The organism is Ruegeria sp. AN11 (assembly GCF_056536005.1).
The window spans coordinates 2,200,192-2,222,749 of sequence record NZ_JBQFJD010000001.1; the positions used below are offsets into that span (position 1 = coordinate 2,200,192).

At 59.7% G+C, this 22,558-nt stretch carries 23 protein-coding genes and 1 pseudogene; 14 read left to right on the forward strand and 10 right to left on the reverse strand.

Annotated features, from left to right (window positions below; translation table 11 throughout):
• Nucleotides 1-28 precede the first annotated feature (28 nt).
• From ACR3EQ_RS10770 to ACR3EQ_RS10780, 3 genes are read right to left on the reverse strand one after another with little or no spacing between them, the layout of a single operon-like run.
• The gene (locus ACR3EQ_RS10770; protein ID WP_480491765.1) at nt 29-1,414 is read right to left on the reverse strand and encodes an ATP-binding protein; all 1,386 of its coding nucleotides are present in this window, start codon (nt 1,412-1,414) and stop codon (nt 29-31) included.
• Nucleotides 1,415-1,429: 15 nt separating this feature from the next.
• Complete coding sequence (locus tag ACR3EQ_RS10775) at nt 1,430-2,848, reverse strand: FAD-dependent oxidoreductase (protein WP_170613706.1); 1,419 nt, start codon at nt 2,846-2,848, stop codon at nt 1,430-1,432.
• A gap of 3 nt (nt 2,849-2,851) precedes the next feature.
• Nucleotides 2,852-3,583, reverse strand: a complete 732-nt coding sequence (locus ACR3EQ_RS10780; protein ID WP_170613708.1) for a TVP38/TMEM64 family protein — start codon at nt 3,581-3,583, stop codon at nt 2,852-2,854.
• A gap of 296 nt (nt 3,584-3,879) precedes the next feature.
• Here ACR3EQ_RS10780 and rpmH point away from each other — a divergent pair, with 296 nt between their 5' ends.
• From rpmH to ACR3EQ_RS10850, 14 genes and pseudogenes are all read left to right on the forward strand, one after another.
• Nucleotides 3,880-4,014, forward strand: coding sequence for a 50S ribosomal protein L34 (gene rpmH / locus ACR3EQ_RS10785; RefSeq protein ID WP_005980833.1), 135 nt, complete (start codon nt 3,880-3,882; stop codon nt 4,012-4,014).
• A gap of 26 nt (nt 4,015-4,040) precedes the next feature.
• Nucleotides 4,041-4,467 (forward strand): annotated as a pseudogene (gene rnpA / locus ACR3EQ_RS10790) (ribonuclease P protein component).
• Nucleotides 4,464-4,709 carry a membrane protein insertion efficiency factor YidD gene (yidD, locus tag ACR3EQ_RS10795; protein WP_170613710.1) on the forward strand — a complete coding sequence of 82 codons (246 nt, stop codon included), beginning with the start codon at nt 4,464-4,466 and terminating at the stop codon, nt 4,707-4,709. Before rnpA ends, yidD begins: the two are co-directional and overlap by 4 nt.
• A 70-nt stretch (nt 4,710-4,779) precedes the next feature.
• Complete coding sequence (locus ACR3EQ_RS10800; RefSeq protein ID WP_480490614.1) at nt 4,780-6,396, forward strand: acyl-CoA dehydrogenase family protein; 1,617 nt, start codon at nt 4,780-4,782, stop codon at nt 6,394-6,396.
• Between the two features lie 44 nt (nt 6,397-6,440).
• A complete protein-coding gene (gene ttcA, locus ACR3EQ_RS10805; protein ID WP_170613714.1) occupies nt 6,441-7,334 on the forward strand; it encodes a tRNA 2-thiocytidine(32) synthetase TtcA in 894 nt (297 codons plus the stop codon).
• A 70-nt stretch (nt 7,335-7,404) separates the two neighbouring features.
• Entirely contained in the window at nt 7,405-7,827 is a 423-nt protein-coding gene (locus tag ACR3EQ_RS10810) for a hypothetical protein (RefSeq protein ID WP_480490616.1), read from the forward strand.
• Nucleotides 7,828-7,833: 6 nt separating this feature from the next.
• The gene (locus ACR3EQ_RS10815) at nt 7,834-8,946 is read left to right on the forward strand and encodes an EAL domain-containing protein (protein ID WP_480490617.1); all 1,113 of its coding nucleotides are present in this window, start codon (nt 7,834-7,836) and stop codon (nt 8,944-8,946) included.
• Nucleotides 8,947-9,072: 126 nt separating this feature from the next.
• A complete protein-coding gene (gene yidC / locus ACR3EQ_RS10820) occupies nt 9,073-10,902 on the forward strand; it encodes a membrane protein insertase YidC (RefSeq protein ID WP_170613717.1) in 1,830 nt (609 codons plus the stop codon).
• The gene (locus ACR3EQ_RS10825; protein ID WP_480490619.1) at nt 10,899-11,636 is read left to right on the forward strand and encodes an MOSC domain-containing protein; all 738 of its coding nucleotides are present in this window, start codon (nt 10,899-10,901) and stop codon (nt 11,634-11,636) included. The genes yidC and ACR3EQ_RS10825 overlap by 4 nt, the downstream gene beginning before the upstream one ends.
• Nucleotides 11,633-12,286, forward strand: a complete 654-nt coding sequence (gene yihA / locus ACR3EQ_RS10830) for a ribosome biogenesis GTP-binding protein YihA/YsxC (RefSeq protein WP_170619183.1) — start codon at nt 11,633-11,635, stop codon at nt 12,284-12,286. Before ACR3EQ_RS10825 ends, yihA begins: the two co-directional genes overlap by 4 nt.
• Nucleotides 12,287-12,346: 60 nt before the next feature.
• Complete coding sequence (argB, locus tag ACR3EQ_RS10835; RefSeq protein ID WP_170613723.1) at nt 12,347-13,210, forward strand: acetylglutamate kinase; 864 nt, start codon at nt 12,347-12,349, stop codon at nt 13,208-13,210.
• 57 nt (nt 13,211-13,267) lie between these two features.
• Nucleotides 13,268-14,062, forward strand: coding sequence for a sterol desaturase family protein (locus tag ACR3EQ_RS10840; protein ID WP_170613806.1), 795 nt, complete (start codon nt 13,268-13,270; stop codon nt 14,060-14,062).
• A complete protein-coding gene (locus ACR3EQ_RS10845; protein ID WP_480440624.1) occupies nt 13,999-14,712 on the forward strand; it encodes a ferredoxin in 714 nt (237 codons plus the stop codon). Before ACR3EQ_RS10840 ends, ACR3EQ_RS10845 begins: the two co-directional genes overlap by 64 nt.
• Entirely contained in the window at nt 14,709-15,206 is a 498-nt protein-coding gene (locus ACR3EQ_RS10850) for a SixA phosphatase family protein (protein ID WP_480490621.1), read from the forward strand. Before ACR3EQ_RS10845 ends, ACR3EQ_RS10850 begins: the two co-directional genes overlap by 4 nt.
• A gap of 46 nt (nt 15,207-15,252) precedes the next feature.
• Here ACR3EQ_RS10850 and ACR3EQ_RS10855 read toward each other — a convergent pair whose 3' ends face one another.
• From ACR3EQ_RS10855 to ACR3EQ_RS10885, 7 genes are all read right to left on the reverse strand, one after another.
• A complete protein-coding gene (locus ACR3EQ_RS10855) occupies nt 15,253-16,044 on the reverse strand; it encodes an amino acid ABC transporter ATP-binding protein (RefSeq protein ID WP_170613728.1) in 792 nt (263 codons plus the stop codon).
• Between the two features lie 12 nt (nt 16,045-16,056).
• A complete protein-coding gene (locus tag ACR3EQ_RS10860; RefSeq protein WP_170613730.1) occupies nt 16,057-17,412 on the reverse strand; it encodes an amino acid ABC transporter permease in 1,356 nt (451 codons plus the stop codon).
• A gap of 1 nt (nt 17,413) precedes the next feature.
• Entirely contained in the window at nt 17,414-18,682 is a 1,269-nt protein-coding gene (locus tag ACR3EQ_RS10865) for an amino acid ABC transporter permease (RefSeq protein ID WP_170613732.1), read from the reverse strand.
• 128 nt (nt 18,683-18,810) lie between these two features.
• Complete coding sequence (locus ACR3EQ_RS10870) at nt 18,811-19,827, reverse strand: amino acid ABC transporter substrate-binding protein (protein WP_170613734.1); 1,017 nt, start codon at nt 19,825-19,827, stop codon at nt 18,811-18,813.
• A gap of 206 nt (nt 19,828-20,033) precedes the next feature.
• A complete protein-coding gene (locus ACR3EQ_RS10875) occupies nt 20,034-20,741 on the reverse strand; it encodes an ATP12 family protein (protein ID WP_170619185.1) in 708 nt (235 codons plus the stop codon).
• Between the two features lie 4 nt (nt 20,742-20,745).
• Nucleotides 20,746-21,417 carry an HAD-IA family hydrolase gene (locus ACR3EQ_RS10880; RefSeq protein WP_480490624.1) on the reverse strand — a complete coding sequence of 224 codons (672 nt, stop codon included), beginning with the start codon at nt 21,415-21,417 and terminating at the stop codon, nt 20,746-20,748.
• The gene (locus tag ACR3EQ_RS10885; protein WP_170613740.1) at nt 21,414-22,457 is read right to left on the reverse strand and encodes an RluA family pseudouridine synthase; all 1,044 of its coding nucleotides are present in this window, start codon (nt 22,455-22,457) and stop codon (nt 21,414-21,416) included. The genes ACR3EQ_RS10880 and ACR3EQ_RS10885 overlap by 4 nt, the downstream gene beginning before the upstream one ends.
• Between the last annotated feature and the right edge of the window lie 101 nt (nt 22,458-22,558).

A 22,558-nucleotide genomic window follows, 5' to 3' on the forward strand; every position in this document is an offset into this window, starting at 1 on the left:
ACGTGCAAGTCGATTCTCAAAAAAACTTTCAAAAAGTCCGGTCGCCGCGTGGCAGGCTTATTTCAAAGGTGGTTCCGTCAGGACCTGTGTGCTTCAGCACCAGATCCCCGCCATGTCCGCGCACCAGTTCCTGCGATATCGCGAGGCCCAAGCCCGAACCTCCTTTGCGGACGCCGCCCTGAAACGGGGTAAACAGGTTTTCCCGCGCTTTCGGGGGCAGGCCCGGACCGTTGTCGCGGATTTCAACGCACCAGCTGTCGTCGTCTTCACGGCCTTCTACCGTGATCTTCCCGGGTTTGCCCGAGGCGACAAGCGCCTGACGGGCGTTGCGGACAAGATTCATCATGACCCGGAACATCTGCTCGGGGTCGGCGCGGGCGATCAGGTCCTGCGGCAGGTTATTGACAATTTCCACGCAAGAATCGGCAACCGCCAGCCTTTCACTGGCCACAACATCTTCACCGACATCGCGCAACCGGACCATGGTCAATGTGGGTGCCGGTTCCTCGGCGCGGCCAAATGCCAGCGTGCTTTCACATAAGGACACCGCACGGGTGATCGAATTCACCAGCTTGGGGGCCAGACGCCGAACCACCGGATCGTCACTGGCTTCGATGCGGTCCGTGAACAATTGTGCCGAGGTCAGGATGTTGCGCAAATCGTGACTGACCTTGGCCACGGCCCCACCCAACTGAGCCAAGCGTTCACGCTGTTTCAGGGCCTGCGTCAGTTCCTTCTGCAACATTTGCAGGGCCTCCTCGGCTTCCCTGAGTTCCGTCACCCGGGAATCCGGCGAGATGATGCCGCGCGCATCCTCAGGTGCGCTGGCATAGCGCTGCATGTATCCGACCACGCTTTTGATCGGGCGCACCAGAACGACACGCACCGCAAGAAACAGAAAAAAAGCGGTGATGATAGAGATCACGAAGGACAGCCCCAGAATTCGCAGGCCGTAGTCCGTCATCGCCATGCGCAGCGGCGCGCTGTCGATCGTCACTTCGATCAGCAGCCCGGCACCCTTGACCGGCTCGCCTATCACTCGGATGACTTCGTTTTCCGGAGTGAACAGCCGGGCCATCGCGTCCCGGATCAGAACCCAAGGGCTCGCGTCGCGCAGATCGTACGTCTTGGTGATCGGCTCGGGGATCGGTGAGGACAGCATCAGCTGACGCACCTCGTCACGCCGCAACACCACATTGTAGACGCCCGCATTGGCCAGAAGTTCGGCCTCCAGATCTTCGGCCAGCATGTCATCAGCCAGCAACGCCAGCGAGGCGATCTGGGCCCGTTCAAGCCGGTTCAGCAGGAAATCTTCGCGGAACCGCGCAATCGATGGCACAAAGATCAGCACCTCGGCCAACATCACGAAGACCGTCGTCAGGATCAGAAATCGGCCCGACAGCGAGTTCAATATGCGCTCCTTTCCCGGTCAGGGGATCCAGCGCTGGACGAACCTGACCACTCGTTTAACTGCCTGATTCTCAAACAGCCTTGGCGAGAAATAAGCGCCCGCCGCGCGTTTGTTAAGCTCTCCGATCGTCGGATAGGGGGACACCATCGCGGCGACCTGACCCATCTTCAGATTATTGGCCAGGGCCAGCGACCACAAGTTGATCAGTTCGCCCGCCTGATGACCCACGATTGTAACACCCACGGGCCGGCCTTTTACGACCATGACCTTAATGAAGCCTTTCGTTTTCCGCTGGGAAATCGCCCTGTCATTGTGATGATAGTCAAAACGGGCGACCTCGACCTTGTCACCATGGTGTGCATGCGCCTGCGCTTCGGTCAGGCCAACCTGCGCCAGTTCCGGATCAGTATAGGTGGCCCACGGGATATGCGCCGTCTTCGCCTTGGACGGCAGGCCGAACAGCGCCGAGCGGATGACAATCCCTGCCTGATACCCGGCTACATGGGTGAATTGCAGCCCACCGGCGACGTCACCGATGGCATAGACCTTGCGATTGGTGGTCCGCAACGCCTCGTTAACCTTGACCCCGGTAGGGGACAGTTCGATCCCGGCGGCTTCAAGGTTCAGGCGGTCTGTGTTTGCCTTGCGCCCCGCCGCCAGCAACAGATGCGAGCCCGAGAAGACGTCACCATTCTCGGTCACTACCTCAATCGTGCCAGCGTTGCCCCTGATCTGCGCGACCAATGCCGTTTCGTGAATCACCACGCCTTCCGCCCGCAAAGTCTCCAAAACAACCTCGGCCGCTTCAGGGTCATCCTTGCCCAGTGCTGTCATCCCTTCGATCACAGTGACTTTGCATCCCAGCCGAATATGGGCCTGCGCCATTTCCATGCCGATGGGCCCGCCGCCGATGATCAGAAGGTGATCGGGCTTGTCGCGCAGGTCAAAGATGGTCTCGTTGGTGAAATACGGCACCTGATCCAACCCGGGGATCGGCGGCACCAGGGGGGAAGAACCCGTTGCGATCACCACACGCCGCGCAGTGATCAGGTGACCACCCGCCTGCACATGGGTCGGAGAAACAAAACTGCCATATTCGCGGATAACTTTGACGCCAAAGCCCTCGAACCGCTCCTGGCTGTCCATCGGTTCGATCTGGGCGATAACGTCCCGGACGTGATCCTTGGCCGCAGCATAATCCACCTGCGGAGCCACATCCGCCACGCCCAGCACCGAGGCATGGGCCTGCGCATGGGCTGCGTTGGCGCTGGCAATCAGGGCTTTGGACGGAACACATCCGAAGTTCAGGCAATCGCCGCCCATCTTGTGGCCTTCCAGCAGGATGACGTTTGCCCCCATCTGGCTGGCCCCTGCGGCCAAGGACAACCCCCCTGACCCGGCTCCGATCACCAGGATATCGGCATTCAGATCTTGCATGAATCAGGCGTCCTTTCGGCCTCGAACGGATTTGATGACAATCGGCAAAGCGGCCAGCACACACAAGCCGATGATGGGACCTATGACAAAGGGTTCCCACAGCAGCGAAACGTCAGGCGTCTCGCCCCGGTCGAACACACCGCCCAGCCCCACGCCGATCCAGGTGTACACAATCCCTCCGGGGATAATGCCCAGCGCCGTAGTGATCAGAAAATTGCGGAATTTCACGCCCACCAGAGCGGGCACAAGGTTGGCCACGAAAAACGGCACGACGGGTACAAGGCGCAGCAGAAAAAGCACCGGAATTTCATTCTCGCGCAAATTGTCCTTGAGCTTTTTGATGCTGCCCTCCGAAGATTCGAGGCGGGCCGTCAGGGCTTCGCCCAACCCCCAGCGCGCGGCCAGAAAGATCACCGATGCACCGACCGTGGCCGCAAATACGTTAAAGACGGTTCCGGCGATTAGTCCGAACAGGAACCCGCCCGTCATCGAGGCCACCGCCGCACCCGGCAAAGAAAATGCCACGATGACGATGTAAATCGTCACGAAAGCACCGGCCATTGCCCAGTAATTGGCGTCACGCCACGCCAAAAGCGCCTCGCGGTTGTCGCGCAGAGTTTCGAACGTCAGATAGTCGCCCAGTGTGAAAAACCCCACCGCTGCAACGGTAAGAATCACCAGCAACGGAATATGTCGCGCAAGCCCTCTGCGCGGGGCCTGAGTTGCATCACTCATGTGGCTGTCCGGTTTCGTGTGTTTCATTCTGCAAACAACATGCGCCGCATGGCGCCTCGGCAACAGGGGCCTCACGCTGCCTTGATGTTTTTGTCCGGGAATGTGAGGGTTTGGGGCCGCTGACCTGTCTTTTTGAAACCTTTTCACGGGCTGGGTTACAGAATTGTTGCAAAAGCCGCCAAAACCCCCACCTTGGGGTTTGACTTACCCCCCGCTACCCAGTAGAGGACGGGCTTCGAACACCACGGGCAGGCGAATCCGCGCCGCACCCGACCGCATAGATTGGAGACGGAGCGATGAAACGCACCTATCAGCCTTCGAACCTGGTTCGCAAACGCCGCCACGGTTTCCGCGCGCGCATGGCCACAAAGGCCGGCCGCAAGATCCTGAATGCGCGCCGCGCACGTGGCCGCAAGTCGCTGAGCGCGTAAACCGCTCGACCTGTCAGGTTATGAACATGACGCCGCCGGAGGCCCCTCGTGGATGGTAAGGACCAGCCCGGGGAAACGCCCCCGGCGGCGTCCGTTTGCGCGCCTGAAACTCTGACCATTCTCAGGAAACGATCCGATTTCCTGAAAGCCGCGCGCGCGCGCAGGCAGGGCACATCCTCGATGATGGTGCAGGGCCGCAAACGCGCGCCTGACGAAGCGACCGGAATTCGCGTCGGGTTCACCTGTTCAAAGAAGGTCGGCAATGCCGTTGCCCGCAATCGCGCCAAGCGGCGTTTGCGCGAGGCCGCCCGCGCTGTGCTGCCCGTCAGTGGGCTTGATGGGTGGGACTATGTACTGGTCGGTCGCGCCGAAGTGACCGCCGCGCGCCCGTTTGACGCCCTTCTGGATGACCTCCGCTATGCGCTGCGCAAAATCCACGGCGGGCGGAAATGACCCTGTTCTCTCATATCCTTGCCCTGCCTGTCAGGGCTTATCGGCTGGTTTTCAGCCCCTGGGTCGGGTTCAACTGCCGCTATCAGCCCACGTGTTCGGCCTATGCGCTTGAAGCATTGGAAAAACACGGTGCGATCAAGGGCGCGTGGCTGGCCGCCCGACGGATTGGCCGATGCCACCCTTGGGGCGGTGACGGCTACGATCCCGTGCCGGAACGCCCTGACGAGCAGAGCAGAACTTAATGACCCCCGGTCAGACTTGACCCGGTTGAACCTGCGCTCAACATTCGGATCAGTCCAACCCGAGGTTCTGATGCCACCAGACGCACGCCGCACTCTGCCCACGCACACCGTCCACAACCAACCGCAAATTCGTGGTGACATTGACCTGTGGGCCTGCGACCCGGTGCTTCTAGACACGGTGGACATGTCCGGCGCGCGCGCAGTGCCTTTGGCGGCTTTCGGCGAAACACTTGGACGTGCCGAAACACGAGAGTTGGGGCGCGAAGCCAACCGACAGCCGCCCGAACTCCGGGTATTCGATCAGGGCGGTCGGCGTCTGGACGAGGTGCGGTTTCACCCCGCTTACCACCAGATGATGCAGATCAGCCAGTCCGCCGGTTACGCCGCAATGGCCTGGGACGGTCAGCCGGGTGGGCACGCCACCCACGCAGCCATGGTCTACTTGGCGGGACAGGTCGAGCCGGGTCATTGTTGCCCGATGACCATGACCTATGCGGCAATCCCGGCGCTTGAGGTCAATCAGCAGATCGCCTCGGTCTGGCGCCCAAAACTCATGGCCCACAGCTATGATCCGTCGACGCGTCCGATCGACCAAAAAGCCTGCGCCACGTTGGGTATGGCTATGACTGAGAAACAGGGTGGCTCGGACGTACGCACCAATACCACCATTGCCACCCGCGATGGCCATCACTGGCGTCTGCGCGGTCACAAATGGTTCTGCTCGGCCCCGATGTCGGATGGCTTCCTGACGCTGGCGCAGACGCCGGGTGGGCTGACCTGTTTCCTTGTTCCCCGCTGGTTGGAGGGCGAGCGCAACGCGATCCATCTGATGCGTCTGAAGGATAAGCTGGGCAACAGATCCAACGCCTCTGCCGAAATCGAATACCACGACGCGCTGGCCTATCAGCTGGGCGACGTAGGCGCTGGCGTGCAGACCATCATCGAAATGGTGCACCACACCCGGCTGGGCACTGCCATGGCTCCGGCCGGACTGATGCGTGCCGCCCTGTCCGAGGCACATCATTGGGTCAGCCACCGAACCGCGTTTCAGCGCCGTCTGATCGACCAGCCCCTGATGCGCGCCGTGCTGGCCGACCTGGCACTGGATTGGGAGAGCGCTCTGACGTTGGGGATGCGGGTTGCGAAGGCATTCGAAGGCAGGTCGCCCGAAGACAGGTCCTTTGCCCGCATCAGCGTCGCACTGGCCAAATTCCTGAACAACAAGCGCTGTCCGGTTGTCGTGGTCGAGGCGATGGAGGTGCTGGGCGGCACGGGCTATGTCGAGGATACCCCTCTGCCCCTGCTCTATCGGGAAGCCCCGCTAAACAGCATTTGGGAGGGGTCAGGCAACGTGATCTGCCTCGACATTCTGCGCACCCTGATCAGAGAACCGCTGGCCGCAGAGGTACTGCAAGCCGAGTTGGACGCCGCAAGAGGTGCAGACCGGGGCTATGACGCAGCGTTGAAGGCGCATCGCGACCGTTGGCCCGACCTGCCACCCGAGGCAGAGGCACGGTGGTTCGCCGAGCGTACAGCACTTTTGTTGGCGGCGGCGCAGTTGGTGCGACATGCCCCTGGCGCGGTTGCCGACGGGTTTATTGCCACGCGCCTGTCAGGTGAAAGCGGTCGCATCCCGGGATCGGTCACAGGACTGGACACCGACGCCCTGCTGGCGCGTCTGGGCTGACCCGCCCACTTGCCCGGTTGCCGCAACTGCTGTAGGGGCAGCCCATGTTTGACGAAGCTGACGATATCCACCCGCTTTTTGCTGGTGCGCCCTCGACGACCGAGTTCAAAAAGCTGCGCAAGCGCATCGTGCGCCAGACCCGTGAGGCCATTGAGCATTACGGGATGGTGGACCCGTCCGCCCATGACAAGGATGGCAAACCGCCCCGCTGGCTGATTTGCCTGTCAGGCGGCAAGGACAGCTATACCCTTCTTGCGGTTCTCCACGAGTTGAAATGGCGCGGACTGCTGCCGGTCGACCTTCTGGCCTGCAATCTGGATCAGGGTCAGCCGGGTTTTCCCGCCACCGTTCTACCCGAGTTTCTCGAACGAATGGGTGTTCCGCACCGCATCGAATATCAGGACACCTATTCCGTCGTGATGGACAAGGTTCCGCAGGGCCGCACCTATTGCGCACTGTGTTCACGCCTGCGCCGTGGAAACCTGTATCGCATCGCCCGGGAAGAGGGCTGCTCGGCCGTGGTACTGGGTCATCACCGTGACGACATCCTCGAAACCTTCTTCATGAACCTCTTCCACGGCGGGCGTCTGGCCACCATGCCGCCTAAACTTGTGAATGAAGAGGGCGACCTGTTCGTTTTCCGCCCCCTCGCCCATGTGGCCGAGGCCGATTGCGCGAAATTCGCAACCGCCATGAACTATCCCATCATCCCCTGTGACCTCTGCGGCAGTCAGGACGGCTTGCAGCGCCAACAGGTGAAACAGATTCTCGATCAGTGGGAAAAGAACAGCCCCGGCCGGCGTCAGGTGATGTTCCGGGCCCTGACAAACGCGCGGCCCTCGCATCTGCTGGACCCGAAATTGTTCGATTTCGCGAATCTTTCGCTTGATCCGGGTCAAAAAAACGAAAAATCGGACGAAATTCCGCGTCTGCGTTAACGACTGACTCAGTTTGGTTTCCTACGGTTGGGCTTGCGCGCTGAGTCCAAGCTGAAGGCCGTTAGAACCAATGCGGAACCGATTAATCTTTAAACGAGTCCTCAACACGATTGTCGCGGGCCTGAACGGCCCTTCCGCACTGGCCTTCATACCGGCACTCAGCCTTGCAGCCTTCTGGATCGGCGGAGAGCAAGTGCTGTTGATCGTCGCATTGGGCTTGCCCCTGATCCATGCCGGAGCGAGCGCTGCAAATATCTGGCCTGCAATTGGGAATTCACTTCGCGACAACTCTGGCGGGATGATGCCGGAACAGGTGTTTCGTACCAGGTTGGGGAACCTGCTGGATGGCGCGAGGAAAAATATGGAAAGCTCGGCCTGTTTCGTGATTTCACTGGATGACTATGGGTCGCTGCTAGACCTGCACGGGCAGGCGGCGGCCGCCCATATCGCCGAACTGGCCTGCAGCCGGACCTTGTCCACGATCCGGTCCTAGGACATCGTGACCCGGGACGGCAGAGACAAAATCGCTTTGGGTCTTGGGGCATCTCCGCATCTTGACCTGGAATCCTGCATTCAGATGTCCGGCCGCATCCAAACTGCTATCGAAGAACCGATCATGCTGAATGGTGCCGGGCTTTGCGTCTCGTGCTCGATCGGGTTTTGCCTGATGCCTCATGACTTCGACGGTGACGCAACCGACGGGATCGAGGCGGCGAACGCCGCACTTGCCGAAGCACAAAGAAACGGCCCTTCGACCATTCGGGCCTATTCCGTCGAAACGCGCCGCCGGTCCCGGATCCGCACAAACCTGCGCAAGGATTTCGAGGCAGCGTTGGACAATGGTGAAATTCGCCCCTGGTTTCAGCCTCAAATCTCGACAGACACAGGGCGCGTCACAGGTTTTGAGGCACTGGCCCGGTGGGAGCATCCGCAAAAAGGTGTGTTGGGCCCGCAGGTGTTTCTACCCTTCGCCCAGCAGGCGGAACTGATGGAACGGCTGGGCCATGCGATGTGCCACCATGCGTTTACTGCCATGCAGGCCTGGGACCGGGCTGGCGTTGTGGTTCCTCGGATCGGTATCAATTTCTCGTCCGATGAACTCCGCGACCCGGGGCTCATGGATCGCCTGAAATGGGAACTGGACCAGTTTGACCTGACACCGGACAGGCTTGCGGTCGAAATCCTCGAAACGGTATTTGCCAAACGCCCCGATGACGTCATCACCCGCAATGTGACCGGAATGGCCGCGCTGGGATGCTGTATCGATCTGGATGATTTCGGCACCGGTCATGCCTCGATCGCGTCCATTAAGCGCTTTGATGTTTCGCGGATCAAGATCGACCGGTCCTTTGTGACAAAATCCGATCGGGATCCCGGTCAGCAACAATTGGCCAGTGCCATCCTGACGATGGCGGAACGGCTTAACCTGGAAACACTGGCCGAAGGGGTGGAAACCCCGGGCGAGCATGCCCTGATGGCGCAGCTTGGCTGCAATCATGTGCAGGGGTTCGGAATTGGCAAACCGATGCCACTCGAGCAGACGCTCGACTGGATCGCTTCGCACCGCGCAAAAGTGAACAAGGTTCCCGGGATTGGACGGCAAACCGGATGAAATCCGGGATTTTGCAAGGCGCAATCCCTTCCGGTGGCAAATTGACGGGCGATTCCACTTGACCTTTGGGGCTGCACTCTGTTGAACACCTCCGGTGTGTTTCCCAGCTCAAGGTGGCTGTCCCAGATGGACGATCAGAACAAGAATCTCATCCTCGCAACCGCGCTCAGCTTTCTGGTGATCCTCGTCTGGTTCGTCCTTTTCCCACCCCCGGAACAGGCACCGACACCGGATCAGGTGGAAGTCAGCGCCTCCGAGGGCAGTGAGCTTCAGACTCCGAGCGCAGCGGGTGACACAGCCGTCGGCGATGCATCTGCTGTCACAGAAGAAGCACAAGCCGAAGCCGAGGCCCCGCGCATTCAGATCGACACGCCTCGCCTGTCTGGCAGCATGTCCCTGGCCGGCGGGCGCATCGATGAGCTGTTTCTGAAAGACTACAAGGTCTCGATCGAAGCAGGCGCCCCGATCGTCGAGCTGCTTTCGCCCGTCGGGTCCGATTCTGCCTATTACGCCTTGTATGGCTGGGCGCCCGGGGCGGGCGTTGCCGGCGCGGATGTCCCTGGGCCGAACACGCTCTGGTCGACTGAACAAGGCGACACGCTTACCGTCGACAGCCCGGTCACACTGGTCTGGGACAACGGTAAGGGCCTGATCTTCCGACGCACCGTGTCGGTTGATGAAGACTACATGTTCTCGGTCACGCAATCGGTCGAGAATACCACGCAGTCCGAAGTTGGCATGGCGCCCTATGGCATTTTGGCGCGCCACGGGATGGGTGAGGATGGTGACCTGCCGGGCCTGAAGAACTTCTTTATCCTGCACGAAGGCGTCATGGTCATGGCGGACGGCGTTCTGGACGAGATCGATTATGGCGATGTCCGCGACTTCGACATTGATCCGAATGAACGCGCGCAAGCCGAAGTCTTTCAGATCAAGGAAGGTGGCTGGGTCGGCTTTACGGATCACTACTGGATGACCACCCTGATCCCGGCTGAAGGTTCGGCCTTCAAGGCGGCGGCAAAATACGACGCGCGCCGCAAGATTTATCAAACCGAAACCGTGCTGCCGACCCTGTCCGTTGCGCCCGGCGCGACCGAGGAAGTCACCACCCGCCTGTTTGCAGGCGCCAAGGAATGGGAAACCATCCGCGAGTATCAGGCGGAAGGTGTGCAGAAGTTCGTGGACAGCATCGATTGGGGCTGGTTCTACTTCCTGACCAAGCCGATCTTCTGGCTGCTGCACAATATCAATGTGCTGATCGGCAATATGGGCTGGTCGATCATCGGCCTGACCCTGATCATCAAGGCGATCCTGTTCCCGCTGGCGTTCAAGTCCTACGTCTCGATGGCCAAGATGAAGGAACTTCAGCCGCAGATGGAGGCCCTGAAAGAGGCTGCCGGCGACGATCGTCAGAAGATGCAGCAGGGCATGATGGAGCTGTACAAAAAGGAAAAGGTGAACCCGGCCGCTGGCTGTTTGCCGATCCTGATGCAGATCCCGATCTTCTTCTCGCTGTATAAAGTGATCTTTGTCACCATTGAACTGCGTCAGGCCCCCTGGTTTGGCCCATTCCAGGACCTCAGCGCGCCGGACCCGACCTCGATCTTCAACTTCTTTGGCTGGCTGCCCTGGGCCGGACCGCAGCCTGATACGCTGATGGCGCTGATTTTCATCGGTATCTTGCCACTGCTGCTGGGTATCTCGATGTGGCTGCAGCAGAAACTGAACCCGGCACCAACGGATGCGACACAGGCGATGATCTTTGCCTGGATGCCGTGGGTCTTCATGTTCATGCTGGGCGGGTTTGCCAGCGGCCTGGTGGTTTACTGGATTGCGAACAACACGATCACGTTCACGCAGCAGTACCTGATCATGCGCAGCCAGGGCTACACGCCGGACGTGTTCGGCAACATCAAGTCCGGGTTCAAGCGGACCCCGAAGACGGATGACAAATGAGCGGGTCTGTCACCAGCCTCTGGCGGCATCCAATCAAAAGTCACGGGCGGGAAAGCCTGAGTGATGTAACCGTGACCCCCGGGCAGACAATGCCCGGGGATCGCGTTTGGGCCGTCGCACACGAGGCGTCAAAAGCCGATGGTTCGGAATGGGCGCCCTGTGCCAATTTCAGCCGCTGCTCCAAAGCCCCGCAACTGGCGGCCATATCGGCCCGGATGAACGGCGGCACCGTGACGCTCAACCACCCGCGGCGCCCCGAGATCAGCTTCGATCCCGACACGCAGCAGGATGATTTTCTGGACTGGGTCAAACCGCTGATGCCCGTCGACAGGGCTGCGTCGGCACGGATTATCCGGGTTCCGGGACGGGGAATGACCGACAGTGACTTCCCCTCGATCAGCCTGTGCAATATGGCCTCGCACCGGGCGGTCGAGCAGAAGCTGGGGCAGGATCTATCCCTTGTCCGCTGGCGCGGCAACATCTGGTTCGACGGGCTGCCCCTGTGGGAAGAGTTTGACTGGCTGAACCGCGACATTCGCATCGGTCAGGGCGTTCTGCGCGTTCGGGAACGTATCACGCGCTGTCTGGCCACGACCGCCAACCCGGAAACCGGCACGCGGGATGCAGACACGCTGGGCGCCCTGAACGCTTGGGATCATCAGGATTTTGGCGTCTACGCCGAAGTTATCCAGGGCGGAGATATCCGTGTCGGCGACAAGGTAGAACCGGTATGAGCACGCTTCCTTTTCCAATGGCGGACGCGCCGGATGCGATTGCGCAGGAAACCGGGCGCAAGCTGTTTGCTGGCCCGTCCGAATTCGTCAAAGGCGTGGTTGCCATGGACGGCCTGCCCGCCCCCGACCGGCTTGAGGTGTGTTTTGCGGGCCGCTCGAACGTGGGGAAATCCAGCCTGATCAACGCGCTGACCGGGACCAAGGGATTGGCGCGCGCATCGAATACGCCCGGCCGCACGCAGGAGATCAACTTTTTCACGCAAGGGCCCGACCTCTATCTGGTTGACCTGCCCGGTTACGGTTATGCCAACGCGCCGGTCAAAGTAGTCGAGAAATGGCAGCGACTGCTGAAACAGTACCTCAGCGGACGTCAAACCCTGCGCCGCGCTTTTGTATTGATCGACTCGCGCCATGGAGTAAAACCTGTGGACGACGAGATCATGAAGCTGCTGGATACCAGCGCCGTGACCTTTCAATGCGTCATGACCAAGGCCGACAAGGTCAAGGCCAAGGAGCGTGAGAAGGTGCTGGATCAGGTCCGCACCGCGCTGTCTAAACACCCTGCCGCCTACCCCGAGATTGTGCTGACCTCCTCCGAGAAAGGGGACGGAATACCGACCCTGCGCTCGATCATTGCACATCTTGAGTAGCTTCGCCCTTGGCAGCACCGTCCAAAGGCCCTAACACGGTTCGCCAGAAGGACCTAAGCCATGAAGACACGAGACATGAACCGGGACTGGATTGCCACCGCCGCCACTCTGAATAGCGCACTGCCCTACCTGCAGCGGTATGACGGCGCGATCGTCGTGATCAAACTGGGCGGTCACGCCATGGGCAGCGACGAGGCGATGGAAAGCTTTGCCCGCGATGTCGTGCTAATGCGGCAGGTCGGGGTAAACCCGGTCATCGTGCATGGTGGCGGACCCATGATCAACGCGATGCTTGATCAGTTGGACATCCAGTCGGATTTCGTGAATGGCAAGCGGGTCACCGATAAGGCCACGGTCGAAGTCGTCGAGATGGTGCTGTCTGGCCTTGTCAACAAACGGATCGTGCAGGCCATCAACCGTCAGGGCGGAACGGCGGTCGGGCTGTCCGGCAAGGACGCCAATCTGATGGTTTGCGAGCAGACGGATTCCTCGTTGGGCTTCGTCGGCACACCATCCGAGATGAATCCCAAACTGCTGCATGATCTTTTCTCGCATGATGTAATCCCCGTGATTGCGCCGCTCGGAGCAGGCAAAGACGGTGAAACCTTCAACGTGAACGGCGATACCGCTGCCGGAGCCATCGCGTCGGCCCTGAAGGCGGATCGACTGTTGCTGCTGACCGATGTATCCGGCGTCAAGAATGCAGCCGGAGAGGTGGTAACCGAACTCAAAGCCGGACAGATCCGCGAGATGACCCGCGAAGGCACGATTGCCGGCGGCATGATCCCAAAAACGGAAACCGCTCTGGACGCGCTGCACAGTGGCGTTCGGGCGGTTGTCATCCTGGATGGCCGTGCCCCAAATGCCGTATTGCTGGAATTGTTCACCGAACACGGTGCGGGCTCTCTGATCCGGCCGGACTGACGCCTATGTGAATTTCCCGGTCTTGTCTCGGGCTTTAATATGCCTGAATGTGAATATATGGAGCACGAATCCATTATTCGGCTGGGAATTTTCCTTGGGCTTTTTGCGGTTTTCGCAATTGCCGAGACATTTGCACCCAGACGTTTGCTAGATTGCTCGAAACGACGGCGCTGGCAAACCAATCTTGCCATAACGCTTCTCAACACCCTGACGCTGAGGGTTATGGCAATCTGGGTCCCGTTGCTGGCCGTAGGGGCGGCGGTGGACGCCGGACATCACGGGATTGGGCTTTTTAACAGGACCGACTGGCCCGGATGGCTTGAAATTCTTCTGAGCGTGCTGATTCTGGACTATGCGATCTGGCTGCAGCATCTGGTGACACACAAGGTGCCGATCCTCTGGCGGCTGCACAGGGTGCATCACGCGGACAGGGACATGGATGTAACAACCGCCGTGCGATTTCATCCCATCGAAATCGCACTGTCCATGATACTGAAAATAGCGCTGGTTTATGCATTGGGTCCCAGTGCACTTGCCGTTGTTCTGTTCGAGGTTCTGTTGAACGGAACCGCGCTGTTCAATCACTCCAACATCAAACTCCCCCTTGCCGTGGACGCGGTGTTGCGTAGGGTTCTTGTGACGCCTGACATGCACCGGGTTCACCATTCGGTGCACAGGGAAGAACATGACAGCAATTACGGCTTTGCGCTGTCGGTCTGGGATCGATTGATGGGCACCTATGTGGCGCAGCCAGGTGACGGGCATGACAGGATGAAGGTGGGACTGCAATGGCGGGACGAACAACCAACCCGGCTGGGATGGAGCTTGACGCTGCCGTTTCGGCGCAAGTGACATACTCCGACGTGAGAGCAGCCGCTGATCGGTCGGGCCTGGTCGTGATGGGTGCGCAGCACCCCCGGCATAGCGGCGCCAAGCAGCTGGATGGCGGCACCCTGATCCTGCTGGGCGCGGCGCAGACATTCTGGCCGGTTTTGAAGGCGTCGCCCGAATGGGCGGATGGGCAGGCGGACCCGGTCGACAGATGGTCCTTGCGGGTTGTCGGCGCGATGGCTGGCGCGCTGGGTGCCACGCCGTACTATCCGTTCAGCGGGCCGCCCTACACACCGTTCATCGACTGGGCCTTGAAGTCCGGGCGCACGTTTCAAAGTCCGGTTGGCGCATTGGTGCATGACGCCGTCGGCATGATGATCTCGTTCCGCGGTGCGCTGCATTTTGTCGATGAGTTCCCGATACCTGCCGCCGAAGGGCCAAGCCCCTGCGCCACCTGCCATGCCCCCTGCACGTCGGCTTGCCCGGTTGGCGCTTTGTCCACCCACAGCTTCTACGACGTCAACACCTGCCATGCACACCTGACTACGCCAGAAGGCCAGACCTGCATGGCTGGCGGTTGTCTCGCGCGACTTGCCTGCCCGCTAAGTGCGGGTGCCGGGCGGCTGGCAGAACAATCTGCGCATCATATGAAGGCCTTTCACCCATCATGACCCGCACCCTGATCCTGACCCGTCACGCCAAGTCCAGTTGGGACAATCCGCTGAGCAACGACCATGATCGCCCGCTGAACAAGCGAGGGCGCAAATCAGCCCCGGTCGTCGGGAAATGGCTGTCACGAAACGCCTGGCTTCCGGATGAAGTTCTGAGTTCTTCGGCCACTCGGACCCGCGAAACCTGGGACAGGATGGGGCTGACTGCTGCCAGGACCAACTTCACCCGCGACCTGTATCTGGCCGATCCCGCTGAAATGATGAAGGTATTGCAACAGGCGACCGGACGCACCGTACTGTTGCTGGGTCATAATCCCGGTATTGCCGCCTTTGCGGATCAGATTGTGAAATACCCACCGGACCATGTGCGGTTCTACGACTATCCCACCTGCGCGACGACGGTTATTCGATTTGACATCAACACCTGGAGAGGCTTGCAGCGGCACAGCGGCAAGGTCCTGGGCTTCGCAATCCCGCGCGAACTTTTGAACTGAAAAAGGCGGGGCCAGACCCCGCCTTTTTCCGGATTTAATTGCAGGTTCAGTGCCCCAGAATCTGGCTGAGGAACAGCTTGGTCCGCTCGCTTTTGGGGTTATTGAAGAACTCTTCCGGTTCGTTCTGTTCCACGATCTGGCCGGCATCCATAAAGATCACGCGGTTGGCGACCTGACGGGCAAAGCCCATCTCGTGGGTCACACACAGCATGGTCATGCCTTCTTCGGCCAGCTCGATCATGGTGTCGAGCACCTCTTTGATCATCTCGGGGTCCAGCGCCGATGTCGGTTCATCGAACAACATGATCCGAGGCATCATGCACAGCGAGCGGGCAATCGCCACACGCTGCTGCTGACCACCGGACAGCTGGCCGGGATACTTGTCGGCCTGTTCCGGAATCTTGACCTTTTCCAGGAAATGCATCGCGCGCTCTTCGGCCTCTTTCTTGGGCGTCTTGCGCACCCAGATCGGGGCCAGCGTGCAGTTTTCCAGAATGGTCAGGTGCGGGAACAGGTTGAAGTGCTGGAACACCATGCCAACCTCGGACCGGATCTTGTCGATGTTCTTGAGGTCATTCGACAGAACGGTTCCATCCACAACGATCTTGCCCTGCTGGTGTTCCTCCAGCGCGTTCAGGCAGCGGATCAGGGTGGATTTGCCTGACCCCGAAGGCCCCGCGATCACGATCCGCTCGCCCTGATTGACGGTCAGATTGATGTCGCGCAGCACGTGGAAGGCCCCGTACCATTTGTTCATGTTGGTGATTTCGATGGCGACCTCGTCGCTCACCTGCATTTTCGATCGATCGATTTCACGGTCAATTGCAAGTTCAGACATGTGTTGAACTCCTTAACGATGGCCAGTCTGAAGCTTGCGCTCCAGATACATGGAATAACGGGACATGGAGAAGCAGACGACGAAGAACAAAACGCCGATAAAGGCAAACAGTTCCCAGTAGACGCCGTTCCACGCGGTATCGGCGCGGATGCCGTTGGTCAGGCCGATCACGTCGAACAGACCGATGATCGAAACCAGTGTCGTATCCTTGAAGATACCGATGAACGTGCTCACGATGCCCGGGATCGAGATTTTCAGCGCCTGCGGCATGATGATCAGCCGCTGCGCCTGCCAGTAGTTCAGCCCAAGACTGTCAGCCCCTTCGTACTGACCCCGCGGCAGCGCCGCCAGACCACCCCGGATCACCTCGGCCATATAAGCGGCCGAGAACAGAGTCATCATGATCATCACCCTCAGGATGATGTCAAAGTTGGTCCCCGGCGGCAGGAACAGGTTCAGCAGCAGCGAGGCCACGAACAGCAGGGTGATCAGCGGCACGCCCCGAATGAACTCGATAAAGCCCACGCAGAGGTATTTGACGATCATCAGATCAGACTGACGACCGAGCGCCAGCACGATGCCGATGGGAAGCGAGACGCCAATGGCCACAACACCCAGCAGGATCGCCAGCATGAAACCGCCAAAGTCGCGGCTTTCGACAGTCGCTATACCAATTGGAATGACAGAGTCGACCGCGTCAGCAACTGCGCCAGCAGCAAACAACCACCACAGAATGGGCAGCGCGACTGCAAGGATTAACGCCGTCAGGGACCCCGCCATTGGAAGCACAACCTTGTAGGCGAAATAACCGATTGCGAACCCGGCAGCGACCATCAGCGGTCCCCAGATCGACCCGCCCCACATCAGCCAAGGCAGCAGGAACGGATAAGCCGCCGTCACGATCAACAGCTTGCGCGGCACTTTGGTGAACAACACCGGCGCAATCGCAACCAACAACAGGATGAATGTCAGGTTCGGCCGGAAATAGGCCGGCCAGCTGCCCGATTCAGGCGGATTAGACCACGTTGCGTCCGGATGCGCCGGATAAGGTGGATAAAACCCGTACAGCAACTGCAGCCACCGGTCCTTGATCACGCCCCAGCAGGCATGGCCATGAGTATCGCCCCAGGTCGCCATCATGATCTCACGACATTCCGACAGGGAATTGGCGTTCCAAACGGATTCGAACGTCCAGGACAGAATGTTGGAGAGCACATAGTAGATGAAATACAGCGAGATGAGCGTCAGGATTGAGTTCAGCCAGCTTGAGAACAGGTTATGCCTAATCCATCCCAGCACACCGACCTCGGATGCAGGTGGTGTCTGTTCCGGCAACATTTCCGTGCGGACAAATGAAACATCACTCATATTACCGCTCCACCAGTTTGACACGGTTGTTGTACCAGTTCATCACCGCCGAAATGCTCAGCGAGATGGTCAGGTAGACCAGCATCAGCAGCAGAACGCATTCCAGCTCGCGGCCGGTCTGGTTCATGGTGATACCGCCCAGCGTCCCCGTGATGTCCATATATCCGACCGCGATCGCCAGCGACGAGTTCTTGGTCAGGTTCAGATAGTTCGAGATCATCGGCGGGATGATCACTCGCAACGCCTGCGGCAGGATCACCAGACGCATGGTCCGGCCCGGGCGCAGACCCAGTGCGGATGCGGCCTCGGTCTGACCCTTCGAGATGGCCAGAATACCGGCGCGAACGATCTCGGCGATGAAAGCCGCCGTGTACAGCGACAGGGCCAGCCACAGGGCGATCAGCGAGTTCCGTAGGTGGGTGCCGCCGGTGAAGTTAAAGCCCTTCAGCTCGGGATAGCCCAGGTGGAAGCCCAGCGCGCCCAGCAGGATGGCCGATGGCACGAACAGCAGGCCCAATTGGATGTACCAGATGGTCGGACGGTCACCGGTCTTTTCCTGCGTGGCATTGGCCCAGGCCGACACTTTGCGCATGGCAAAGATGCTGCCGCCAAGCACGATCAGGAAAGCGATCAGGTCCAGCGAGACGTCAAAACGCAGACTTGATGTCCCGAACAGGTGGATGTCGCCCAGGCTGCGCGAGAACAGAAACTCGGGGATGTAGACCCCGCGGTTGGTCACAGCAACAGTGCCGAATAGATCCATCGTGGCTTCTGGATTTTCACCCCGGAATGCGCGCGGCGCAGGCAGGCTTTCAATCAGGATCGCCATAGCGAACACGATCCAAAGCAGGACCGGAACGTTGCGGAACATTTCGACATAAACCGTCATAATCCGCGCGATCAGCCAGTTGTTCGACAGACGCAGAACACCAACCATGACACCGATGATTGTTGCCGTGATACAGCCCAGAACTGCAACAACCAGCGTGTTCAGCAGCCCGATAAAGGCCGCGCGCAGATGGGTATCCTGCGAGTCATATTCCAGCAGGCGCTGGTTGATGTCATAGCTGGCTGGTTCGGCGAAAAAGTCGAACCCGACTGTTCTGCCCAGCGTTTCGAGGTTCTGAATGGTGTTGTTAATAATCCAGGCTGCCAGAAGCATGAAACCGATCATAGCAATGACCTGAATGGTCGCAGATCGGTACCGCGTATCGTAAAGGAGCATGGACAGCCGGAACTGCTCCTTCGGCGGGTCAGTGAGAGTCGTCATGACCTATGTTTATCCCCGTGCATCCCGGTCTTTTGTCGGCAGAGTTGATCTCTGCTCGGACGTTTCCGGGCGTGTTTCTTATTGATTGAAAAAGGGCGCAGGTTGCCCTGCGCCCTTTTCCGTGGATTTTAGCGGAAAGGCGGTGCGTACAGCAGGCCACCTTCGATCCATTGTGCGTTCAGACCGCGTGCCAGGCCAATCGGGGTTTCCTCACCGATGTTCTTGGCAAAGATTTCGCCGTAGTTGCCGCCGACCTTGATGGCGCGACGGGCCCATTCAGCGTCCAGACCCAGCATTTCACCCAGAGTGCCTTCGCTGCCCAGCAGACGGTTCACTTCCGGATTGTCGGTTCCAGCGGACATTTCATCGATATTGGCCGATGTCACGCCCATTTCCTCGGCTGCGATCAGCGCGTTCAGAGTCCAGCGGACAACATCGCCCCACTCGTGGTCGCCATGACGAACCAGCGGACCCAGCGGCTCTTTCGAGATGATTTCCGGCAGGATCACGTGATCACCGGCATTCTCGAATGTGGCGCGGGTGGCAGCCAGACCCGATGCGTCGGTGGTGTAGACGTCACAGGCACCAGCCAGATACTGCTGCTGCGCTTCGGCGTTGGTTTCGATCGGAACCGGCTCGTAGCTCATGTTGTTGATGCGGAAGAAATCCGCCAGGTTGAGCTCGGTTGTGGTGCCGGTCTGAATGCAGACGGTCGCACCGTCCAGTTCCTTGGCCGAGCTTACGCCCAGTGCCTTGGGAACCATGAAACCCTGACCGTCATAGTAGTTGACGCCGACGAATTCGAATTTCAGGTCAACGTCGCGGCTGAAGGTCCAGGTGGTGTTCCGGGCCAGCATGTCGATCTCACCCGAAGCCAGCGCGGTAAAGCGTGTCTTGCCGGTGGTCGGAATGAACTCAACTGCAGTCGGATCGTTCAGAACGGCGGCTGCTACGGCGCGGCACACGGCCACATCAAAGCCTTGCCATTCACCATTGGCGTCCGGGCTGGCGAAACCGGGTACACCGGTGGCCACGCCACAGTTCAGTTTGCCGCGTGCCTTGACGTCATCTGCGGTTCCTGCCGCGGCGGCGCCAGCAGCCAGGCCAGCAATCGTCGCCACGCCCAAGATTACGGATTTTTTCATTTTTACCTCTTCCTGATTGTCCGCCCCACTCGGGGGCGGTTCTGTCCGGCAGCATTTTGCCGGAAAGGTTACCCCAAAGGTGTCTCCCCTTTAGTGGCCACGAGTTTGGTCGCATTCATAAACAAACGTCAAGGGTTGGATCAGCGAAAACGATATCAGACGCCGCGCGGCCGCGCGCGACGCACTAAAATACTGTCTTTGAAGGATCAAACCGATAGATCGAAAAAGCGTTTGGCGTGTAAAAAGGCGGATTTCTTGACCTCCGAGGCTTCATGCGCCTCGTCGTCATGACCCCATTGCTCGATCTGCCAGATTTCGTCCAATCGCGAAATGCGCCATATCTCGTCCGGTTTGCGCCAATTCCGCGCTGCGGCAAAACCCAGAATCAAGGACCCGGACAGGCTCACAAGGTCGTGAAACCCGGCAAGCTGAAACTCACCAAGCTCATGAACTTGCCGCCGCAGAGTCGCCAGCGCATCGTCGGATTGCGGTTGATGCAGAACACCCTCGAAGGATACAAGCCGCGCGGACAAGGTCTTTTCCGCCCAGTCCAGCGCCGGATCCCATTGCCCCGCCTGCCGCTGCTGCAACTCCAGCGGGTGCGTGGCACGGTAACACAACAAGTCCGAATCGCCGTAGTCCGCCAGCATGTCGGCCACTTCGGCATGCTGATGGCGGACCTTGTCGATTGCCGCATTTGCCGATCGGGTAAACGGCATGGAGGTCGGATCAACCTCTTTTTCCTGCGCGTCCCATTCCGTAGCCACAGCGGTTGCCATTGCGTGCGTCGGCAGAACCAGCGCCGCCTTGGCCGGGGTTCTGACCTGACGCCCGTCCAGTTCGACGGTGAAGCCTTCTTCGGTTTCAGCCACCGCGCTTTCGGTCCAGAACCGTTTCGGTTTCCAGTCGCTCATACCGTCATCCCCAAATACTGTGCAGCGCCGGCGGCAGCTGATCAAATGTTTCGATCACCTGCGCAGCGTGTTCCAGTTCTGCGGTGTCGTGGTATCCCCAGGCCACACCGATACCTGTCACGCCAGCCGCGCTGGCCATATCCATGTCAAAGCGGGTATCGCCAATCATGGCCGTATTTCGCCGGTCGACACCGGTTTCCGCGCGCGCTGTATCGATCATCGACGGATGCGGTTTCGAAGGGTGATGATCTGCCACCTGACGGGTGACAAAGAACCGCTCCAAACCGTGCGCCTCGATCAACGCATCCAGCCCGCGTTGCGACTTTCCGGTGGCGACCCCCAGCAAGACCTCGGGTATTCCGTGCAGCACCTCCAGCACCTCCCGGGCACCGGGATAGAGGGGCGAGTTTGCAGCACCCTGCCTCAGACGCTGGTCGTGATAGGCTTCCTTGTATCCATCCACCAGTTTTTCCTGAACCGAAACCGGGTGATCATGCGCCAGACGGGACAGAGCGACCGGCAGCGACAACCCGACAATCGACAGGATCGCGGAACGATCCGGCACAGTCAGGCCCAAAGCGTCAAAACTGGCGGTCATGGCCGAGACGATACTGGCCTGACTGTCGACAAGCGTACCATCGACGTCGAAAAGGACCAGCCGCAATGGTGAGGTCATTGCAAATCCTCAAACGGATCGTCCGAGGCCAGATCCTCGGTCCAGCCGAAAGTATCCCAGCTGTGTTTCATATGATCCGGCAACGGGGCCTTGACGGTGATAGTCTTGCGCGTCACCGGATGTTCAAACGACGCCTGCCGGGCATGCAGGTGCAGCTTTTTGCTGATAATCCCGCCCAATTGCGCACCCCAGCCATCGCCAAGGTTTTCCTGACCCGAACCGCCATATTTGCCATCGCCAATGATCGGATGCCCGATGGCGGCCATATGCGCGCGCAGCTGATGGGTGCGGCCTGTAACGGGTTCCATGGCAACCCACGCAGCGCGCCCGGCAACCCGGTACAGCGTCGCGTACAGGGTATGCGCCCGCTTCGCGCCCGGTGTACCGTCAAGGTCGTTCAGGTGAACGGCGATCATCTTCTCGCCTTCACCTTTCTTGCCGTGGCCCGGGGCTTTTACCAGACCAGTTTTGATCTCCCCCAGATACGGAGTCGGCACCCCGGCGACCAGGCCCCAGTAAATCTTGCGCGTGTCGCGGTGTCGGAACGCGGCTGTCAGACCCTTGGCCGCTTCGCGCGTTCTTGCCAAAAGCAAAACGCCCGAGGTGTCCTTGTCCAGACGGTGTACCAGACGGGGGTTTTCCTCATAACCGAACCGCAGCGCCTCGGACAGGCTGTCGACATGGCGGGTCTGACCACTGCCGCCCTGCACCGGCAGTCCATGGGGTTTGTTCAGGGCCAGAACGTGATCGTCGCGGTAGATCACGCAGGATTGGATCATCTTTGCATCCGCATCCGAGATCCGGCGTTTGACCTCAACCGGCTTGTGATTAGCGTCCGGCAAGGGCGGAACCCGCACGACCTGCCCGGCCTCAAGCCGGGTCGAGGCCTTGGCCCGACCGCCGTCAATCCGCAGCTCGCCCTTGCGGCACATCTTTTCGATACGGCCCTGCCCGACATGCGGGAACATGCGGCGCAACCAACGGTCCAGCCGCTGGTCGCTGTCGTCCTCTGCGACGGTGATCATCTGTACGCCACTCATGCCATTGCCCCTTGCACCGCGCGACTGGCCCGCCCGGATTTCACCGATGTCAGTGTGTTAGAAAACATGCGCGTCTGTCGCGCGCAAAGCAGCAAGAGTCA